General features: G+C 72.0%; 18 protein-coding genes. 12 read left to right on the top strand and 6 right to left on the bottom strand.

Features of this window, described 5'->3' with window-relative positions; genetic code table 11:
* The 8 genes from ACFCY7_RS34860 to ACFCY7_RS34895 all read left to right on the top strand — a co-directional run.
* The coding region (locus ACFCY7_RS34860) for a hypothetical protein (RefSeq protein WP_376490082.1) at positions 1 to 921 on the top strand (921 nt) is incomplete at its 5' end.
* A 116-nt stretch (positions 922 to 1,037) separates the two neighbouring features.
* Positions 1,038 to 2,258: an amidohydrolase gene (locus ACFCY7_RS34865; RefSeq protein ID WP_376490083.1), complete on the top strand. Its 1,221-nt coding sequence runs from the start codon at positions 1,038 to 1,040 to the stop codon at positions 2,256 to 2,258.
* A gap of 402 nt (positions 2,259 to 2,660) precedes the next feature.
* Complete coding sequence (locus ACFCY7_RS34870) at positions 2,661 to 3,722, top strand: BMP family protein (protein ID WP_376490084.1); 1,062 nt, start codon at positions 2,661 to 2,663, stop codon at positions 3,720 to 3,722.
* 194 nt (positions 3,723 to 3,916) lie between these two features.
* Positions 3,917 to 5,554: an ABC transporter ATP-binding protein gene (locus tag ACFCY7_RS34875; protein WP_376490098.1), complete on the top strand. Its 1,638-nt coding sequence runs from the start codon at positions 3,917 to 3,919 to the stop codon at positions 5,552 to 5,554.
* Positions 5,551 to 6,666 (top strand): ABC transporter permease, encoded by a 1,116-nt coding sequence (locus tag ACFCY7_RS34880; protein ID WP_376490085.1) that lies wholly within the window; start codon positions 5,551 to 5,553, stop codon positions 6,664 to 6,666. The genes ACFCY7_RS34875 and ACFCY7_RS34880 overlap by 4 nt, the downstream gene beginning before the upstream one ends.
* Positions 6,663 to 7,925: an ABC transporter permease gene (locus ACFCY7_RS34885; protein ID WP_376490086.1), complete on the top strand. Its 1,263-nt coding sequence runs from the start codon at positions 6,663 to 6,665 to the stop codon at positions 7,923 to 7,925. Before ACFCY7_RS34880 ends, ACFCY7_RS34885 begins: the two co-directional genes overlap by 4 nt.
* Complete coding sequence (locus tag ACFCY7_RS34890) at positions 7,922 to 8,317, top strand: cytidine deaminase (protein ID WP_376490087.1); 396 nt, start codon at positions 7,922 to 7,924, stop codon at positions 8,315 to 8,317. Before ACFCY7_RS34885 ends, ACFCY7_RS34890 begins: the two co-directional genes overlap by 4 nt.
* An 81-nt stretch (positions 8,318 to 8,398) precedes the next feature.
* On the top strand, positions 8,399 to 9,676 hold the full coding sequence (locus ACFCY7_RS34895; RefSeq protein WP_376490088.1) for a thymidine phosphorylase: 1,278 nt from the start codon (positions 8,399 to 8,401) through the stop codon (positions 9,674 to 9,676).
* 31 nt (positions 9,677 to 9,707) lie between these two features.
* Here ACFCY7_RS34895 and ACFCY7_RS34900 read toward each other — a convergent pair whose 3' ends face one another.
* Positions 9,708 to 10,364, bottom strand: coding sequence for an HAD family hydrolase (locus ACFCY7_RS34900; RefSeq protein WP_376490089.1), 657 nt, complete (start codon positions 10,362 to 10,364; stop codon positions 9,708 to 9,710).
* A 78-nt stretch (positions 10,365 to 10,442) separates the two neighbouring features.
* On the opposite strand from ACFCY7_RS34900, the gene ACFCY7_RS34905 reads away from it, so the two are divergent.
* Positions 10,443 to 10,718: an STAS domain-containing protein gene (locus ACFCY7_RS34905; RefSeq protein ID WP_376490090.1), complete on the top strand. Its 276-nt coding sequence runs from the start codon at positions 10,443 to 10,445 to the stop codon at positions 10,716 to 10,718.
* 158 nt (positions 10,719 to 10,876) lie between these two features.
* Here the strand turns inward: ACFCY7_RS34905 and ACFCY7_RS34910 are convergent, their stop codons facing one another.
* The 3 genes from ACFCY7_RS34910 to ACFCY7_RS34920 form a co-directional block, all read right to left on the bottom strand.
* Positions 10,877 to 11,848, bottom strand: coding sequence for a sigma-70 family RNA polymerase sigma factor (locus ACFCY7_RS34910; protein WP_376490091.1), 972 nt, complete (start codon positions 11,846 to 11,848; stop codon positions 10,877 to 10,879).
* Positions 11,849 to 11,931: 83 nt separating this feature from the next.
* Positions 11,932 to 12,567 (bottom strand): L,D-transpeptidase family protein, encoded by a 636-nt coding sequence (locus tag ACFCY7_RS34915; protein ID WP_376490099.1) that lies wholly within the window; start codon positions 12,565 to 12,567, stop codon positions 11,932 to 11,934.
* 150 nt (positions 12,568 to 12,717) lie between these two features.
* A complete protein-coding gene (locus ACFCY7_RS34920; RefSeq protein WP_376490092.1) occupies positions 12,718 to 13,977 on the bottom strand; it encodes an MFS transporter in 1,260 nt (419 codons plus the stop codon).
* Between the two features lie 62 nt (positions 13,978 to 14,039).
* Here ACFCY7_RS34920 and ACFCY7_RS34925 point away from each other — a divergent pair, with 62 nt between their 5' ends.
* Positions 14,040 to 15,011, top strand: coding sequence for a LysR family transcriptional regulator (locus ACFCY7_RS34925; protein ID WP_376490093.1), 972 nt, complete (start codon positions 14,040 to 14,042; stop codon positions 15,009 to 15,011).
* Positions 15,012 to 15,095: 84 nt separating this feature from the next.
* On the opposite strand, the gene ACFCY7_RS34930 is transcribed toward ACFCY7_RS34925, so the two are convergent.
* Together ACFCY7_RS34930 and ACFCY7_RS34935 are read right to left on the bottom strand one after the other, a co-directional pair.
* Positions 15,096 to 15,872 (bottom strand): alpha/beta hydrolase, encoded by a 777-nt coding sequence (locus ACFCY7_RS34930; protein WP_376490094.1) that lies wholly within the window; start codon positions 15,870 to 15,872, stop codon positions 15,096 to 15,098.
* A gap of 88 nt (positions 15,873 to 15,960) precedes the next feature.
* Positions 15,961 to 16,734: a GNAT family N-acetyltransferase gene (locus ACFCY7_RS34935; protein ID WP_376490095.1), complete on the bottom strand. Its 774-nt coding sequence runs from the start codon at positions 16,732 to 16,734 to the stop codon at positions 15,961 to 15,963.
* A gap of 106 nt (positions 16,735 to 16,840) precedes the next feature.
* Between ACFCY7_RS34935 and ACFCY7_RS34940 the strand changes: the two genes are divergently transcribed.
* Together ACFCY7_RS34940 and ACFCY7_RS34945 are read left to right on the top strand one after the other, a co-directional pair.
* Positions 16,841 to 17,995: an adenosine deaminase gene (locus ACFCY7_RS34940; RefSeq protein WP_376490096.1), complete on the top strand. Its 1,155-nt coding sequence runs from the start codon at positions 16,841 to 16,843 to the stop codon at positions 17,993 to 17,995.
* Between the two features lie 172 nt (positions 17,996 to 18,167).
* Positions 18,168 to 18,533 carry a hypothetical protein gene (locus ACFCY7_RS34945; RefSeq protein WP_376490097.1) on the top strand — a complete coding sequence of 122 codons (366 nt, stop codon included), beginning with the start codon at positions 18,168 to 18,170 and terminating at the stop codon, positions 18,531 to 18,533.
* Positions 18,534 to 18,639: the final 106 nt, after the last annotated feature.

The following is an 18,639-nucleotide window of genomic DNA, read 5'->3' on the forward strand; positions in this document are numbered from 1 at the left end:
GGGATGGCGCAGCTGGCCCGCGACGAGGGGCTCACCGTCCGGTGGCAGGAGGCGCGCGGCGGCCGCGGGTCGCTCGCGCGCACCCTGCGGGAGCTCGCCGGGCCGCTGCGCTCGGCGGAGCGGGTGATCATCGGCGACCCGTTCTCGCGGTACGTCCAGCTGCTCCTGTCCCTGTTCGCCCCCCGCCACCTCACGGTGGTCGACGACGGCACCGCCACCATGGAGTTCGCCGCCCAGCTCGGCCGCGGCGAGCGCCTGGTGCGCTGGCACCGCAAGGGAAACCTGGGCCCGCGCGAGCTCGTGCTCGCCCCGGTGACCTCGCTGGCGCGCCGCCGGCTCGCCCCGGCCCGGGGCCGCAGCGTCGAGATCTTCACCTCGCTGCCCGTCGAGGCGCCGGACGCCCTCACGGTCACGGAGAACTCGTTCGCCTGGACCCGGGCCCGCTTCGGCCCGCCCCTGCTCACCCGCGGCGCCGACCTGGTGGGCACCTCGCTGGTCGAGACGGGCGTGGTCGACGCCGACCACTACGCCCGGGTAGTGGGCGAGCTGGCGGGCGCCCACGGCGCCACCCGCTACTTCGCGCACCGCAGGGAGAGCGCCGAGAAGCTGCACCGGATCGCGGTCGAGACGGGCCTGCAGGTGGTCCGCCCCGACCTGCCCCTGGAGCTGATCGCCCGGCGCGGCCCCATCGGGCGCACGGTCGTCAGCTTCCCGTCCACGGTCGTGCACACCCTGCCGCTGGCCCTCGCCGGTACGGGGGTCAGGGTCGCCGTGTGCGAGATCGCGCCCGAGTGGCTGCGGGAGAGCGCCTCACCGCGCGCCCAGGGCTTCCTGTCCGTCGTGACGGGCACGGCCGCCCACGAGGTCGACCGGCTGACGCCCCGCGCGGTGTCCTCCACCGACCGGCTCGAATTCGGCTGAGCGTACCCACATGGAAGGGCCTTCATGCCGGGCAAACCGAGATTCTTTCCCCTAACGGGCTGAACTTTTCGTGATCAACGGGCAGTTGACCTCCTCGCGGGCCTACCCTTCAAAGGGTGAACCAGTTGAAGTCCCGTGAGCCAGGCTCCGTCACCCTGCCCGGAACGCTGTCCGAAGCCCTGCGCGCCGAACTGATCGACTTCCGCAGGGACTTGCACATGCACCCCGAGCTCGGGAACCAGGAGTTCCGTACGACCGCCGCGCTCAAGGCCCGCCTGGAGGCGGCCGGTCTCGCGCCGAAGGTCCTCCCGGCCGGCACGGGGCTCGTCTGTGACATCGGCACCCAGCGCCGCGGCCGACCCGTGCTGGCGATCCGCGCCGACCTCGACGCGCTGCCCATCCCCGACGTCAAGACCGTCGCCTACCGCTCCACCGTGGCCAACCGCGCCCACGCCTGCGGACACGACGTCCACACCACCACCGTCCTCGGCGCCGGTCTGGTCCTCGCCGAGCTCGACCGGCAGGGCCTCCTCCCCAACGCCGTGCGGCTGATCTTCCAGCCGGCCGAGGAGGTCCTCCCCGGCGGCGCCGCCGAAGCCGTGGAGGCGGGCGTCCTGGACGGCGTCGGCCGGATCATCGCCGTCCACTGCGACCCCCGGGTCGACGCCGGGAAGATCGGGCTCCGGGTGGGCCCCATCACCTCCGCCTGCGACCGCCTCGAAGTCACCCTCGACGGCCCCGGCGGCCACACCGCCCGCCCGCACCTCACCACCGACCTCGTCACCGCCGCCGCCCGGGTCGCCACCGACGTGCCCGCCGTCCTGGCCCGCCGTGTCGACGCCCGCTCCGGGCTCTCGGTCACCTGGGGCCGCATCGAGGCCGGCCACGCGCCCAACGTCATCCCGCAGCACGCCGAGCTCTCCGGCACCGTCCGCTGCCTCGACCTGCCCACCTGGCGCGACGCGCCCGACCTGGTGCACGCGGCCATCGACGAGGTCGCGACCCTGCACCGGGCCAAGTCGACCGTCACCTACGTGCGGGGCGTCCCCCCGGTGGTCAACGACGCGGCCGTCACCGAACTGCTCCACGACGCCATGGCCGCCCGCCGCGGACCGCACGCGATCGAGGACACCGAGCAGAGCCTCGGCGGCGAGGACTTCTCCTGGTACCTGGAGCACGTCCCCGGCGCCATGGCCCGCCTCGGCGTCCGCACCCCCGGCGACAGCCGCGTCCGCGACCTGCACGCCGGCGACTTCGACGTCGACGAGCGGTGCATCGACGCCGGCGTGGAGCTCTTCACCGCCGCGGCCCTCCTCGACGGCGCACCGAAGGCCTGACCGGCGACACGGACGCGGACACCGCCCGGACGGAGCCACCCCCCCGGGCCTCGTCGGAGCCCGCCGGCCGGTGCGCGGAGGAGCGATCCGACGGTGATCATCGACACGCCCCCTTGGTGATCAACGCCACGCCGGAGGCGTTGAAATCCGGCCGGACGGCACTCTCGGCCGTCCGGCCCACCGCCCGGCGTGTCGGCCCCACGGGGTCTCCCCAACGCGTTCACCGGGCTGTATAACCGGCGGTACCGGGCCGAACGCCCCCGGTCGCCTCGGCTGGCCGGTTCGCGACGATCCGATAACGACTCATGAACGGGTCTTTAACTGACATCTACGCGCGTTACGATCGCCGCGAAACCAGCGCCGGAAGAGGCGCTTTCGGTCAGTCTTGAAGGGACCCTCCTCTTGCGCCGGATCACCAGGATCACGACCGTGGGCATCGCCTCCGCGGCGCTCGCGCTGTCCGTCACCGCGTGTGGCAAGTCGTCGAACGACTCGGGCTCCTCCAGCTCGACCACCGACTCGAAGGCCGTCAAGGCCGCCATCGCCTACGACATCGGCGGCCGTGGCGACCAGTCGTTCAACGACGCCGCCTACGCCGGCCTGAAGAAGGCCGAGAGCGAGCTCGGCGTCAAGGGCGCCGAGGCCGAGCCGTCGCAGGGCGAGAGCGACGCCGACAAGGTCGCGCGCCTCACCTCGCTGGCCCGCGCCGGCAACAACCCGGTCATCGGCGTCGGCTTCTCCTACGCCCCGGCCATCGCGAAGGTCTCCAAGGCCTTCCCGAAGACCACGTTCGGCCTCATCGACGACACCTCGGTGACCGCCCCGAACATCGCCAACCTGGTCTTCAACGAGGAGCAGGGCTCCTACCTGGCCGGCGTCGCCGCCGCCAAGGCCTCCAAGACCGGCACGGTCGGCTTCATCGGCGGTGTCGAGGTTCCGCTGATCAAGAAGTTCGAGGCGGGCTTCACCCAGGGCGTCAAGGACACCAACCCCAAGGCGAAGGTGCTCACCCAGTACCTGACCCAGCCGCCGAACTTCGACGGCTTCTCGAAGCCCGACCTCGGCAAGGCCGCCGCGCAGGGCCAGCTCGACAAGGGCGCCGACGTGATCTACGCCGCCGCCGGTCTGGCCGGTTCGGGCTCCATCGAGGCCGCCGCGACCGCGGGCAAGTGGGCCATCGGCGTCGACTCCGACCAGTACAACCAGGCGGGTCTGGCCTCCTACAAGGACCACATCCTGACCTCGGTCACCAAGGACGTCTCCGACTCCGTCTTCAACGTGATCAAGTCGGTCAAGGACGGCAAGCCGCAGACCGGTGAGATCCGCTACGGCCTCGCCACGGACGGCGTCGGCCTGGCCGACTCCAACCCGGCGTACGTCAAGATGACCGACGTCACCGCCGCCGTGGAGAAGGCGAAGAAGGACATCATCGACGGCAAGATCACGGTCAAGACCGCTCCGTAAGGAGCAGCAGGTCACGACCTGAGCCCGGGCCCGGCGTCCGGTGGCACCCCCACCGGATCCCGGGCCCCGGGCCCATTCCCGTACGGGTTTTCATTTTTCGGCAGCGCTACGCGTGTAGATGTCTCCCTGGCACGATAACTTCGCCCCGCCCTGCCCTCCCCGCTCCCACTCCTTCCGGCCAAGGAGAGTGCGTCATCAACGCGTCCAGCCCCCCTGCCGTAGAACTGCACGGCATCACCAAGCGATTCCCCGGCGTCGTCGCCAACAAGGACATCGCCATCACGGTCCGCAAGGGCACCGTGCACGCCCTCATCGGCGAGAACGGCGCCGGCAAGTCGACCCTCATGAAGATCCTCTACGGCATGCAGAAGCCGGACGAGGGCACCATCGCCGTCGACGGCGAGCAGGTCACCTTCTCCAGCCCCGGTGACGCCATCGCGCGCGGCATCGGCATGGTGCACCAGCACTTCATGCTCGCCGACAACCTCACCGTCCTGGAGAACGTCGTCCTCGGCGGCGAGAAGCTCCACGGCATCGGCGCCAAGGCCCGGAAGAAGATCAAGGAGATCTCCGACGCGTACGGTCTCGGGGTCCGCCCCGACGCCCTCGTCGAGGACCTCGGCGTCGCCGACCGCCAGCGCGTCGAGATCCTCAAGGTCCTCTACCGCGGTGCGAAGATCCTCATCCTCGACGAGCCGACCGCCGTCCTCGTCCCGCAGGAGGTCGACGCGCTCTTCGACAACCTGCGCGAGCTCAAGTCCGAGGGCCTGACCGTCATCTTCATCTCGCACAAGCTGGGCGAGGTCCTGAAGGTCGCCGACGACATCACCGTCATCCGCCGGGGCACCACGGTCGGCACCGCCGACCCGAAGACCGCCACCACCAAGCAGCTCGCCGAGCTGATGGTCGGCAGCGAGCTGCCCTCGCCGGAGACCCGCGAGTCGACGGTCACCGACGTGGCCATGCTCAAGGTCGAAGGCCTGACGCTGCTGGAGAGCGGCGCCGCCGGCGCCCCGCTGACCACCGCCGCCCCGGCCGACCCGTCCGTCACCGTCACCGTGCACGAGGAGGTCGCCGCCGGCCGCAAACTCCTCGACGACATCTCGCTCACCATCCACAAGGGCGAGATCCTCGGCATCGCCGGTGTCGAGGGCAACGGCCAGACCGAGCTCATCGAGGCCCTGATGGGCATCGCCAGCCCCGACGCGGGCGTCATCACCCTCGACGGCGTGGACATCTCCAAGGTCTCGGTGCGCAAGCGCCGCGAGGGCGGCATCGGCTACATCCCCGAGGACCGCCACCGCCACGGCCTGCTCCTGGAGGCCCCCCTCTGGGAGAACCGCATCCTCGGCCACGTCACCGAGGCCCCCAACTCCAAGCGCGGCATCCTCGACCCGAAGGCCGCCCGCAAGGACACCGAGCGGATCGTGCGCGAGTACGACGTCCGCACGCCCGGCATCGACGTCACCGCGTCCTCCCTCTCCGGCGGCAACCAGCAGAAGCTGATCGTCGGCCGCGAGATGAGCCACAACCCCAAGTTCCTGATCGCCGCCCACCCCACCCGCGGCGTGGACGTCGGCGCGCAGGCGCAGATCTGGGACGCGATCCGGGACGCCCGCCGCGAGGGCCTCGCGGTGCTGCTGATCTCCGCCGACCTCGACGAGCTGATCGGCCTCTCCGACACCCTCCGGGTCATGTACCGCGGCAAGCTGGTCGCCGACGCCGACCCCGCCACCATCACGCCCGAGCAGCTGGGCTCCGCCATGACCGGCGCAGCCACCGGCCGCCTCGAAGGCACCGAAGAGCAGCCCGAAGACGGTGACGCCCGATGATGAAGATCGACAAGGACAAGCTGATCATCGGGGCCGCCGGCCCCGTGCTCGCCCTGGTCACGTCCTTCGTGCTCACCGTCCTGGTGCTGCTCGCGACGGGCCTCGACCCGATCGAGCCGATCCGCCTGATGATCGAGAACGCCGAGTTCTCCGACGTCCAGGTGCTGATCGTCAACCAGACCGGGATCTACTACCTGGCGGCCCTGGCCGTGGCCATCGGCTTCCGGATGAACCTCTTCAACATCGGCGTCGAGGGCCAGTACCGCCTCGCCGCGATGGTCTCGGCCCTGGTCGGCGCAGCCGTCGACCTGCCCGGTCCGCTGCACATCCTGCTCATCGTGCTCGTCGCCATCGCGACCGGCGCCATCTGGGCCGGTATCGCGGGCATCCTGAAGACCACCCGGGGCGTCTCCGAGGTCGTCTCCACGATCATGCTCAACGCCATCACCACCTCCCTGGTGGCCTGGCTCATCCTGCCCAAGAACTTCGGCGTCCAGCCCGCCGGCTCCAACGACCTCACCACCGGTCAGATCGCCGAGTCCGGCTGGTTCCCCGGCATCGACATGGCCGAGGGCGGCCAGATCTACGGCTTCACCTTCGTCGCGCTCGCGCTCGGCGTCGTCTACTGGTTCGTCCTCAACCGCACCCGCTTCGGCTTCGACCTGCGCGCCACCGGTGAGAGCGAGTCCGCGGCCCAGGCCAGCGGCGTCGACGCCAAGAAGATGATCCTCACCGCGATGCTGATCTCGGGTGGCCTCGCCGGTCTGGCCGGCATGCCGATCCTGCTCGGCGAGTCGCACACGTACAGCCTGGCCTTCCCGGTCAACGTCGGCTTCACCGCCATCACCGTCGCCCTGCTCGGCCGCAACCACCCGGTCGGCATCCTCTTCTCGGCCCTCCTCTTCGCGTTCCTCGACAAGGCGTCCTCGAACCTCGACGTCGCGGGTTACCCGAAGGAGATCACCCAGATCATGCAGGGCATCATCGTGATCGCCGTGGTCGTCTCCTACGAGCTCGTCCGCCGTTACGGCACCCGCCGCCAGCAGCAGAAGGTCGGCGAGGAGCTCGCCGCCGGCGGCGCCATCAAGACCGACAAGGAGGTCTCGGCATGAGCACCGGCACTGTCGCCAAGCCGAGCGCCGCGCCCAAGAAGGCCGGACGCCGCAAGCTGACCTGGCCCTGGATCCTGCTGATCGTCGCGGCCGGCCTCGTCCTCTTCTCGCTCGTCCGCGTCGTCTCCGGCGCCGACGACCTCACCTCCGTCGGCCAGATCTCCGGCGCGCTCCAGCTCGCCGTGCCGATCGCCATGGCCGGTCTCGGCGGCCTGTGGGCCGAGCGCGCGGGCGTCGTCAACATCGGCCTCGAAGGCATGATGGTGCTCGGCACCTGGTTCGGCGCCTGGGCCGGCTACCAGTGGGGCCCGTGGACCGGCGTCGTCGTCGGCATCCTCGGCGGCGCGCTCGGCGGCCTCCTGCACGCGATCATCACCGTCACGTTCAACGTGAACCACATCGTCTCCGGTGTGGCGATCAACATCCTGGCGGTCGGCTTCACCCAGTACCTGTCGAACTTCACCTTCGACAAGGCCGAGGGCGGCTCCTCCAAGCAGTCCCCGCGCATCGACCCGATCACCGACATCACCATCCCAGGACTGTCGGACTGGCTGATGGACCTCCAGCAGAAGCACTGGTTCCTGATCTCGGACGTCGCCGGCATCCTCGGCGGCCTGGTCACCCACCTGTCGCTGCTGACGATCGTGGCCGCCCTGCTCATCCCGGCCACCTGGTGGATCCTCTGGCGCACGGCCTTCGGCCTGCGGCTGCGCTCCTGCGGTGAGAACCCGGTCGCGGCCGAGTCCCTGGGCGTCAACGTCTACAAGTACAAGTACATCGCCGTCGTCGTCTCCGGCGGCCTCGCCGGCCTCGGCGGCGCGTTCCTCGCGATCGTCTCCACCGGCATCTACCAGGAGGGCCAGACCGGCGGCCGCGGCTACATCGGCCTCGCCGCGATGATCTTCGGCAACTGGATGCCCGGCGGCATGGCGCTCGGCGCCGGTCTCTTCGGCTTCACCGACAGCCTCAAGCTGCGCGGCGGCGCCGAGAACGTCCACGCGCTGCTGCTGCTCGTCGCGCTGCTCCTGGTGATCGCCGCCCTCTGGCAGCTGTACAGGAAGAAGTACGTGGTCGCGGCCATCTCCGCGGCGTTCTCCGCGGCCTTCTTCCTCTGGTACTTCCTGACCGACGAGGTCCCGAGCCAGTTCGTCGATGCCGCCCCGTACATCACCACCCTGCTCGTGCTCGCCCTCTCGGCGCAGCGCCTGCGGATGCCGAAGGCGGACGGCCTGCCGTACCGCAAGGGCGAGGGCAAGTGACGACGGCGCCCGACTGGGACCTGCTCCGGGAGACCGCCCGCGAGGCGATGTCCCACGCGTACGCCCCGTACTCGGGCTACCCGGTCGGCGCGGCGGCCCTCACGGACGACGGGCGGGTGATCTCCGGCTGCAACGTGGAGAACGCCTCCTTCGGGCTCGGCCTCTGCGCCGAGTGCGGGCTCGTCTCCCAGCTCCAGGCGACCGGCGGCGGCCGGCTGACCCACTTCGTCTGCGTGGACGGCCGGGGCGACTGCCTGGTCCCGTGCGGCCGCTGCCGCCAGCTCCTGTACGAGTTCGGCGGCCCCGAGCTCGTCCTGGAGACGCCGCAGGGCTTCCTGACCCTCGACGAGATGCTCCCGCAGGCCTTCGGCCCGGACCACCTCGCCAAGTAGCACTTCGGAGCGACCCTTCCGGCACGATGGGAAGGGTCGCTCCCCCCTTTCCCCTCTATGCGCGTAGAAAGAGGCACCACCATGGACGTCATCTCCGTCATCCGCACCAAGCGGGACAAGGGCGAGCTGAGCCCGGAGCAGATCGACTGGGTCATCGACGCCTACACCCGCGGCGTGGTCGCCGACGAGCAGATGTCCGCCCTGGCCATGGCCATCCTGCTCAACGGCATGAACCGCACGGAGATCGCCCGCTGGACCGCCGCGATGATCGCCAGCGGCGAGCGGATGAACTTCGACGCGCTCTCCCGCCCGACCGCCGACAAGCACTCCACCGGCGGCGTCGGCGACAAGATCACCCTCCCGCTCGCCCCGCTCGTCGCCGCCTGCGGCGCGGCCGTGCCGCAGCTCTCCGGCCGCGGCCTCGGCCACACCGGCGGCACCCTCGACAAGCTGGAGTCCATCCCCGGCTGGCGCGCCCTGCTCTCCAACGAGGAGATGCTGCACGTCCTCGACACCACCGGCGCGGTCATCTGCGCCGCCGGCGACGGCCTCGCCCCCGCCGACAAGAAGCTGTACGCGCTCCGCGACGTCACCGGCACCGTCGAGGCCATCCCGCTGATCGCCTCCTCGATCATGTCCAAGAAGATCGCCGAGGGCACCGGCTCGCTCGTCCTGGACGTCAAGGTCGGCACCGGCGCGTTCATGAAGAACATCGAGGACGCCCGCGAGCTCGCCTCCACCATGGTCGCGCTCGGCACCGACAGCGGCGTGAAGACGGTCGCCCTCCTCACCGACATGGCGACCCCGCTCGGCCTCACCGCGGGCAACGCCCTGGAGGTCCGCGAGTCCGTCGAGGTCCTCGCCGGCGGCGGCCCCTCCGACGTCGTCGAGCTGACCATCGCGCTCGCCCGCGAGATGCTCGACGCGGCCGGCATCAAGGACGCCGACCCCGCCAAGGCCCTCGCCGACGGCTCCGCGATGGACGTCTGGCGCCGGATGATCTCCGCCCAGGGCGGCGACCCGGACGCCACCCTCCCGGTCGCCCGCGAGCAGCACGTCGTCACCGCCCCGTCGACCGGCGTCCTCACCCGTCTGGACGCCTACGACATCGGCATCGCCGCCTGGCGCCTCGGCGCCGGCCGCGCCCGCAAGGAGGACCCGGTGCAGGCGGGCGCCGGCGTCGAGCTGCACGCCAAGCCCGGCGACACGGTGACCGCGGGCCAGCCGCTGCTCACCCTCCACACGGACACGCCGGAGAAGTTCGACTACGCCCTGGGCTCCCTGGAGGGCGCCTGGGACATCGCCGCCCCCGGCACCTCCTTCACGGCGAACCCGATCGTCCTGGACCGCATCGCCTGACACCGCCGCGCGACGGGAGCCGGCAGGTCGGCTACACCGGCTCCCGCAGCAGCCCCGGCAGCTCGCGCATGTCGTCGAAGACGACCGTGCGCGGGCCCGTCAGGCGGTCCGCGCGGGTCAGGCCGCCGCAGTAGCCGAAGGCGCGCATGCCGGCCGCGCGGGCGGCCTGGACGCCGTACGGGCTGTCCTCGACGACCGCGCAGCGCTCGGGCGGGACCCCCATCGTGGCCGCCGCGTGCAGGAAGAGGTCAGGGGCGGGCTTGCCGAGGGCGACGTCGCGGGCGCTGAACACGCGGCCCTCGAAGCGGTCGAGCAGCCCCGTGCGGCCCAGGTTCTTGCGGATGCCGCGGTGGCTGCCGTTGGAGGCCAGGCAGTACGGGACGGCCAAGGCGTCCAGGACGTCCGCGACTCCCTCCACGGCCGTCAGCTCGGCGTCCAGCGCGTCCTCGTACCGCTGCTTGAACGGCGCCTGCCAGCCGGGCTCCAGCGGGCGTCCCCTGCGTTCCTCGACGATCGCCGTGAGCATCTCGTGCGAGGAGCCGACGAAGTAGTCGGCGACCTCCGCCTCGGTGAACTCCGCCCCGAGGGACGCGAACACCTCCCGGTCCACGCGGCAGTAGATCCGCTCGCTGTCCACCAGGACGCCGTCACAGTCGAAGATCACCAGTTCGACAGGCTCGTGAGTCATGATCGAGAGCCTAGGGGGTGCCTCGCCGATCAGGCCGGGCCCGCGATGAGTTCCGCGCCCCCGGACGGTCGTACGGGCATGGATACCAGTCGACCGCTCGTCGTGACCCTGCCCGCCCGTCCCGGCCGGGACGAGGTGGCCGTCCTCTGCGCCGAGCTGGGCGCGGCGCCGCCCGGTGAGGTCGTCTGCGAGGTCGGCGCGCTCACACACCCCGATCTCGCCGCCGTCGACGCCCTCGCCCGCCTGAAGCTCGCCGCGGGCCGCCGGGGCCACCGCATCCGCTTCCACGGAGCAGGACCCGAGCTGCGGGCCCTGCTCCTCCTGGCGGGCCTCGACGGGACCCTGGACCTCTAGGCCGTCTCTTCCGGATCTTGCCGGGCTCGCGGTGTCCGGCACGCACGCTCGCCGCGTTGTCGTCGGTCGTCGATGCTCCGCATGGACTCCCTCCTCCGCCTTGCGATCGCACGCACCGGACGCCGCTCCCTGATCCGGCCTGATCCGAAAGAGACGGCCTAGCCGTCCAGCCGCGCGGGCAGGTCGAAGAGCGGGAACCAGCGCTCGGTGTCCAGGAAGAAGTCCATGCCGGCGACCTTGCCGTCGCGGAGCTCCAGGACGATGAGCGCCCAGGGGCCGAAGCCGCCCGCCGGGTCCGGGTGGTACTGGGCGAAGGCGGGGGAGCCGTTGGCCACGGTCGGCACCAGCTTCGAGCCGGAGCAGACCTCGCCGACGCCCAGCATCCAGCCGACGATGTCGTCGTGGCCCTGGAGCCACAGGTCGTACGGCGGCATGGACATGGTCGCGTCCTCGTGGAGGAGCGCGGTGAGCGCCTTCATGTCGTAGCCCTCGAAGGCGGCGACGTACCGCTCCAGGAGCGCCTTCTGCTCCTCGTCCAGCGGGTTCGCCGCGTCGGAGGCGGCGGGCGACTGCTCGGCCAGGGTCGCGCGGGCCCGCTGGAGGGCGCTGTTGACCGAGGCGACGGAGGTGTCGAGGAGTTCGGCGACCTCGCTCGCCTTCCAGGCGAGCACCTCGCGGAGGATGAGGACCGCACGCTGCTTCGGCGGCAGGTGCTGGAGCGCGGCCACGAACGCGAGCCGCACGGTCTCCCGGTGCACGGCGGTCTCCGCCGGGTCGGCGACCGAGGGCAGCACCCGCCCGTCCGGGACCGGCTCCAGCCAGGTGATCTCCGGCTGCTTGACGAGCTGCGCCTGCGCCACCGGCGTCGGGGAGGTGAGGTCCATCGGCCGCGCCCGCTTGTTGCCCGCGTTCAGCGCGTCCAGGCAGACGTTGGTCGCGATCCGGTACAGCCAGGACCGCAGCGAGGAGCGGCCCTCGAACGAGTCGATGGCCTTCCAGGCCCGGACCATCGTGTCCTGCACCGCGTCCTCCGCCTCGAAGGAGGATCCGAGCATCCGGTAGCAGTAACCGGTCAGCTCCCTGCGGTACTTGTCGAGTTCCTCGGTCGTCGCGACCGCGGTATCGCTCATCGGGTCCACACCCCACTCACCCCTCACCGGCCCCGTCCGGGGCCGGTGAGAGGGAAGCTACCGCAGGCGACTGACAGCCGGGGTCAGGTTCCCGGCTTGCGGCCGTAGACGAAGACGTCGTCGCCGTTCCTGAGGAGGTTCCAGTACGCCTTCGCGTCGGCCGGCCGCATGTTGACGCAGCCGCCCGAACCCGGCGGGTTCCACATGGACTTGGTGGTCGAGTGGAAGGCCTGGCCGCGGTCGAAGAACTGCGAGTACGGCATGGAGACGTGGTAGAGCGTCGACCAGTGGTTGATGTTCCGCCAGTAGATCTTCTTGGAGCCGGTGCGGGTCTCGGCGCCGTCCCGGCCGGTGCGCACCGGCACCGGGCCGTACTTCAGCCGCGCCCCGTCCTGGATCCAGCTGAGCTGGCGCGTCAGGTCGACGCAGGCGATCCGGCCCCGGTTCGTCGGGCAGGCGCCCGAGCGGTTGGGGTTGGTGCCGGCGGCCTTCTGCTGGAGCATCGTGTTCATCGTGCGCCAGGTGATCGTCCCCGCGTACCCCATGGTCGGGGTGATGCCGTGCTTGCGCTGGAAGGCCTGGATGGCCTGACAGTCGCCGAGCGACTGGCGGCCGTCGACCGTCCGGCCGAGGAACTTCTCCACCTGCTTCTGGTACGGCCCCGTCGTCACGTTGCAGGACGCCGCCTGCGCCGGGGCCGCACCGAGCGCGATCGTCATCGGCACCACGAGCGCGGTGAGGCCGACGGTGATTCCCGCCCTCTTCCCTATTCGATGCATGATCCGGTTCATGATCGTCAACTCCCCCTTGAGTCCTATGGGTCAGGACGCGTGGCAGAGTCTGTCAGTTGCAGGGACGCGGGGGGAGGGTCAGGACGCGGCGAGCTGGAGCCGCCGCGCCTGCGTACGGGCGCTGAGGCTGCCGTACAGCGTCACCGAGACGACGCCGAGGACCGCGACCAGACCGATCAGGACGGTGCCCGCCCAACCGCCCGCGTGGAAGGCGACGGCGCCGAGCGTGCCGCCCGCGCTGCTGCCGAGGTAGTACGCGGACTGGTAGAGCGCCGAGGCCTGCGCGCGGCCCGTCTTCGCCGTACGGCTCACCGAGGAGGAGGCGACCGCGTGGCCCGCGAAGAAGCCGGCCGTGATCAGGACCAGGCCCGCCAGGACCGCCGCCAGGGAGTCGGCGAGCGACAGCAGCAGACCCGCGGCGGTGGTGGAGACCGCCAGGTAGAGCGCCCCGCGCCGGCCGAGCCGCCCGACCAGCTTGCCGGCGGCGGCGGAGGAGACCGTGCCGACCAGGTAGACCAGGAAGATCGAGCCGATCACGCCCTGCGGCAGCGAGAACGGGGCCTCGACGAGCCGGTAGCCGATCACCGTGTACACCGCGCCGAAGACCGTCATGAACAGCGCGCCGATCACGTACAGGCGCACCAGCAGCGGGTCGGACAGGTGCCCGCGCACGGTGCTCGCCAGCGCCTTCGGGTTCAGCGTGCCCGGGGTGAAGTGCCGCGCCTTAGGGAGCAGCGCCCGGAAGACGAGCGCGCAGAGCAGCGAGGTCAGGCCGACGGCGGCCAGACCCGCCCGCCAGCCCCACAGCTGGGCGACCCAGCCGGTCACCAGGCGGCCGCTCATGCCGCCGATCGAGTTGCCCGCCACGAACAGGCCGATCGCGGCGACCAGCGCCTTGGGCCGCACCTCCTCGGCCAGGTACGCCATCGCGGAGGCCGGGAGCCCGGCGAGCGCCGCGCCCTGGAGCGCGCGGAGCACGATCAGGGACTCCAGGTTCGGGGCGAGCGGCACCAGGAGCGCGACGGCGACCGCGACCGTCAGGGAGGCGGTCATCATCGCCCGCCGGCCGAACCGCTCCGAGAGGGCGCTGAGCGGGAGCACGCACAGGGCGAGGGCGCCGGTGGCGGCGGAGACCGTCCAGGAGGCGGCCGAGGCGGTGGCGCCGAACTCGGCCGAGATGGCCGGGAGGAGGGCCTGCGTGGAGTAGAGGAGGGCGAAGGTGGCCAGTCCCGCGGCGAAGAGCGCGAGGCTCAGCCGGCGGTAGCCGGGGGCACCGGGGGAGAGGCGGGTGTCGGCGGACGCGCTGGTGGCGGCCGCCTTGGTACTGGCAGGAGGCATGCCTCGAACGTAGGACGCCCCGCTTCATGCGTCCAATGCACGGAACTGCTGTAATCGTTCCCATGGCGCATGAGTACAGGTCACAGCCTCGCCTGTCACCGAACAGTAACGAAGAAGACATGGGACTGCTCCTCGCACCCCGGCTCGCCTACTTCGCCGCCGTCGCCCGCCACGAGCACGTGACCCGCGCGGCGGCCGAGATGGGCGTGCCGCAGTCGACGCTCTCGCGGGCCATGGTCCGGCTCGAACAGGACCTCGGCGTCTCCCTCTTCGCCCGCCGCGGCCGCACGGTCTCGCTGACCCCGGCCGGCCGCCGCTTCCTCACCGCCGCCGAGCGCGCCCTCGCCGAGGTGGAGCGGGCCGCCGACACCGTACGGGCCGACGCCGACCCCACCGCCGGACGGGTCGCCTTCGGCTTCCTGCACACCATGGGCTCCGAGACCGTCCCCGGTCTCATCCGCGCCTTCCGCGTCGACCACCCCGGCATCCGCTTCACCCTCGTCCAGAACTACGGCGAGGCGATGATCGAACGGCTCCGGGCCGGCGACCTCGACCTCTGCCTCACGTCCCCCGTGCCGGACGCCCCCGACCTGGTCGCCCGGCGCCTCGACGAGCAGCGGCTCCGGCTCGTCGTCCCCGACGACCACCGGCTCGCGGGCCGCCGCCGCGTCCGCCTCGCCGAGGCCGCGGACGAGACGTTCGTGACCCTGGAGCCGGGATACGGGCTCCGCCGCATCACCGACGACCTGTGCGCGGAGGCCGGCTTCAAGCCCCGGATCGCCTTCGAGGGCGAGGAGGCCGAGACCCTCCGCGGCCTGGTCGCCGCGGGCCTCGGCGTCGCCCTGCTGCCCCCGCCCGCCGTGCCCCGCCCCGGCGTCGTCGAACTGACCGTCACCGCCCCGCGCGCGGTCCGCGAGATCGGCGTCGCCTGGCTCGACGGCCACCCGGACACCGCCCCCGTGGCCGCCTTCAAGAAGTTCCTCCTCGGCCGCCGCGGCCACCTCCTCCCGAAGGAACCCTCACCGCCGGGGTGAACCGTCCTCCCCGGAGCCTCACCGCCGGGGTGAACCGTCCTCCCCGGAGCCTCACCGCCGGGGTGAAACCGTCCTCCCGGTGCCTCACCGCCGGCGGGAACCGCCGAAGCCCGCGGCCAGGGGCATGCGCAGGCCCAGCGGCGGGGGCGCCGCCATCGCGTCCGTCACCGGGCGGGCGTAGGGCCGGGTGAAGAGGGTGCCGAGGAGGAAGTCGGCGGCGAGGTTGCGGACCTCGTCCGCGTACTGGCGCAGCGCGTGCCCGTCCGAGTGGACCTCGAAGCGGCAGGTGTCGCGGTTGGCCTTCTTCGCCCGCTCGGCGAAACGGAACGACAGCTCCGGGTCCGTCCTGGCGTCGTTCGTGCCGTGCACGACCAGCACCCGGCGCCCCACCAGCTGCCGCACCGGCTCGGGCTCCGCGGCCACGTCGTCCTCCGGCAGCCACGGGGCCAGGGCGAGGACCGCGCCGACCGCGTCGTGCCCGGCCGCGCGCAGCGCCGCGCGCCCGCCGAGCCCGTGCCCGACGAGGCCGACCGGGACGTCCCCGTAGCGCCGCACGGCCTCCGCGACCGCCCAGGACGCGTCCGCCGCGAGCTCCGCGTCGGTGCCGTTCCAGCCGCGCCCCCGGTAGCGCACCACGTGCGCCACGAGCCCCTCCGCCCGGCCCGCCCGCACCAGCCCGCGCCCGAGCGGCAGCATCGCCGCGTGCGCCCGCGCGGAGGCGCGCCGTCTCGACACCGGCTCACCGTCCGGCAGGAGCAGCACCACGCCGCCCACCGCCGCCGACGTCCGGGAACCTCCAACAGGCCGCCCGAGCCGGGGTCTCCGGGTCTCGGTCGGTCCCACGAGTGCGTAGTGCGCCATGGCAGAACAGTCTCAGAAGCGGAGGTGTACACCAGTGGTACGCGCGGTCTCTGTTACGTATCGTCCGCAGACCGAACGGCCTTTGCCCCTATACCCGTTCGAATCGGGTCAGGGTGCCGACGACCTCGAAGCCCTTCCGCCCGTACCAGCGGTGCGGCCAGTCCGCCGGGCGCGCCGTCAGGAAGCGCAGGGCGCAACCCGCGGCCGCCGCCTCGTGCAGCGCCGTGTCCAGCACCACCCCGGCGTACCCCCGCCCGAGGTGAGCCTCCGCCGTCACCAGGTCCTCGATCTGCGCGACCCCCGTCGACGGATCCGCGTACAGGTCGACCCAGGCGGCCACCTCGCCTGCCGGGGTGTGCGCGGCGAAGAAGCGGACGTCGTCGGCGCCGCGCAGCCGGGCCGCCCGCCGCTCCACCATGTCGCGCACCTGCTCCGCCGCCGCCCCGGGCGCGAACCGGTCCCAGGACGCGGTGGCCGGGCCGCGCAGCTCGTCCAGGCCCACCTCCCGCGCCCCGCCGTGCTCCGGCACCGGACCGGTGTGGGTCATGGCCAGCGAGGTGGAGTGCCGGAACCCGGCCCGCTCCATCGGCTCCCGGCAGGCGGCGGCGACCGTCTCGTCGAGGACGTACGCGTGACGGTACGGGAGGTGGCCCATGGCCTCCTCCGCGTGCCCGGGCAGCGCCTCCGGTGCGACGGAGCCGTCCACCAGCAGGTGGTTGTTGCCCCGGGACAGCCGGTACGCGTCGTCGAGAGCCGCGAAACCACCCGGAAAGTCGACCGTGCGGGCCGCCTGCCGGCGGTGGAAGGCCGACAGGAAGCCGCGGACGCGGCCCAGTTCGGAGGAAGGCGCCGAGGAAGTCATGCGCGCAGGCTAGGCGTTCGGCCGTCCGCCCCGCACGGGGAAAAACCGGTGCACCCGCGCGGCGCGACGGGGCGCGCTCTACGCGCGTAGGGGCTACAGTGCGGAAATGACGAGCCAGACCCCCAACGTCCCCACCGCGGACCAGATCCGCCGTGCCCCGAAGGTGCTGCTCCACGACCACCTCGACGGCGGACTGCGCCCCGGCACGATCATCGAACTCGCCCGGGAGCAGGGCTACGACCAGCTCCCCGAGACGGAGCCCGACAAGCTCGGCATCTGGTTCCGCGAGGCCGCCGACTCCGGCTCCCTGGAGCGCTACCTGGAGACCTTCGCGCACACCTGCGCCGTCATGCAGACCAGGGCGGCCCTCGTCCGCGTCGCCGCCGAGTGCGCCGTCGACCTCGCCGAGGACGGCGTCGTCTACGCGGAGGTGCGCTACGCCCCCGAGCAGCACCTGGAGGGCGGCCTCACCCTCGAAGAGGTCGTCGAGGCCGTCAACGAGGGCTTCCGGGAAGGCGAGCGGCAGGCCAGGGCCGACGGGTACCGCATCCGGATCGGCGCCCTGCTCACCGCCATGCGGCACGCGGCCCGCGCCCTGGAGATCGCCGAACTCGCCAACCGCTACCGCGACTCCGGCGTCGTCGGCTTCGACATCGCGGGCGCCGAGGCCGGCTACCCGCCCACCCGCCACCTCGACGCCTTCGAGTACCTCAAGCGGGAGAACAACCACTTCACCATCCACGCCGGCGAGGCCTTCGGGCTGCCCTCCATCTGGCAGGCGCTCCAGTGGTGCGGCGCCGACCGGCTCGGACACGGCGTCCGGATCATCGACGACATCGAGGTCGCCGACGACGGCTCGGTCAGCCTCGGCCGCCTGGCCGCCTACGTCCGCGACAAGCGCATCCCGCTGGAGATGTGCCCCTCGTCCAACCTCCAGACCGGCGCGGCCGCCTCGTTCGCCGAGCACCCCATCGGCCTGCTCCGCACCCTTCACTTCCGGGCCACGGTCAACACCGACAACCGCCTGATGAGCGGCACGACCATGAGCCGTGAATTCGAGCTGCTGAACGAGGCATTCGATTACACGCTCGACGACATGCAGTGGTTCACGGTCAATGCGATGAAATCAGCGTTCATTCCTTTCGATGAACGCCTGGCCATGATCAATGAGGTCATCAAGCCCGGATACGCCGAGCTGAAGTCCGAATGGCTGTTCCAGCAGACCGCCACGACCAGCGGATCTTCCCCCGCAGAGGGCTGATCGGCATCCCGTCGGGGAACAGGAAGCGGCCGGGGCGGCGCGACACCCGGCCGCTTTCCGGTGTTTGCGGAGGAGTTGATCGCTGGTTAGGTTGCAGAGTCGCTCTGCATTCCCAGGATTTCCCCGCCCGGCTTTCCCGGAAGCCCCCGGATTCCCCAAGGAAGATTTTCAGATGAAGCAGTCTGCCGCCAAGAAGCTCGGTGTCGCCGCCCTCGGTGCCGCTTTCGCCGTCGCCGCCGCCGGCACGGCCTCCGCAGCGCCGTCCCTGCCGCTCGACGCCGACGCGCTGGGCACGGTGACCAACGCCGTCCCGCTGGGTGACGGCCTCACCGAGCTCCCCGACGGCGCCGCCGAGTCCCTCGGTGCCGGGCAGGGCGCCCTCGGCCAGGGTGTCGACCAGGGCGTGAAGACCCTCCCGGCCGCCGCCGGCCAGGCCACCCAGAACGCCCCGCTCGGTGCCGCGACCGGCGCCCTCGGCGCCACCCCGCTCGGCGGCCTCCTCGGCGGCCTGCCGCTCGGCGCCCTCCCGCTCGGCTGACCCGCCGTACGCGCCGAAGGGGCGGGGGGCCCGGGGGGCCCCGGGGGGGGCCCCCGGGGCGGGCGGGGGCGGGCGGGGGGGGGGGCGAGCGCGGGGGGGGCCACGG

The sequence above is a fragment of the Streptomyces sp. NPDC056361 genome (genome assembly GCF_042262805.1).
Lineage (GTDB): Bacteria > Actinomycetota > Actinomycetes > Streptomycetales > Streptomycetaceae > Streptomyces.

Excerpts from the sequence above, each read along its gene's own strand:
- ACFCY7_RS34935 (WP_376490095.1), bottom strand. The coding sequence starts at position 16,734 with ATGACTTCCTCGGCGCCTTCCTCCGAACTGGGCCGCGTCCGCGGCTTC.
- ACFCY7_RS34945 (WP_376490097.1), top strand. The coding sequence starts at position 18,168 with ATGAAGCAGTCTGCCGCCAAGAAGCTCGGTGTCGCCGCCCTCGGTGCC.
- ACFCY7_RS34930 (WP_376490094.1), bottom strand. The coding sequence starts at position 15,872 with ATGGCGCACTACGCACTCGTGGGACCGACCGAGACCCGGAGACCCCGG.
- ACFCY7_RS34910 (WP_376490091.1), bottom strand. The coding sequence starts at position 11,848 with ATGAGCGATACCGCGGTCGCGACGACCGAGGAACTCGACAAGTACCGC.
- ACFCY7_RS34885 (WP_376490086.1), top strand. The coding sequence starts at position 6,663 with ATGAGCACCGGCACTGTCGCCAAGCCGAGCGCCGCGCCCAAGAAGGCC.
- ACFCY7_RS34915 (WP_376490099.1), bottom strand. The coding sequence starts at position 12,567 with ATGACGATCGCGCTCGGTGCGGCCCCGGCGCAGGCGGCGTCCTGCAAC.
- ACFCY7_RS34895 (WP_376490088.1), top strand. The coding sequence starts at position 8,399 with ATGGACGTCATCTCCGTCATCCGCACCAAGCGGGACAAGGGCGAGCTG.
- ACFCY7_RS34900 (WP_376490089.1), bottom strand. The coding sequence starts at position 10,364 with ATGACTCACGAGCCTGTCGAACTGGTGATCTTCGACTGTGACGGCGTC.
- ACFCY7_RS34925 (WP_376490093.1), top strand. The coding sequence starts at position 14,040 with ATGGCGCATGAGTACAGGTCACAGCCTCGCCTGTCACCGAACAGTAAC.
- ACFCY7_RS34940 (WP_376490096.1), top strand. The coding sequence starts at position 16,841 with ATGACGAGCCAGACCCCCAACGTCCCCACCGCGGACCAGATCCGCCGT.
- ACFCY7_RS34920 (WP_376490092.1), bottom strand. The coding sequence starts at position 13,977 with ATGCCTCCTGCCAGTACCAAGGCGGCCGCCACCAGCGCGTCCGCCGAC.
- ACFCY7_RS34905 (WP_376490090.1), top strand. The coding sequence starts at position 10,443 with ATGGATACCAGTCGACCGCTCGTCGTGACCCTGCCCGCCCGTCCCGGC.
- ACFCY7_RS34880 (WP_376490085.1), top strand. The coding sequence starts at position 5,551 with ATGATGAAGATCGACAAGGACAAGCTGATCATCGGGGCCGCCGGCCCC.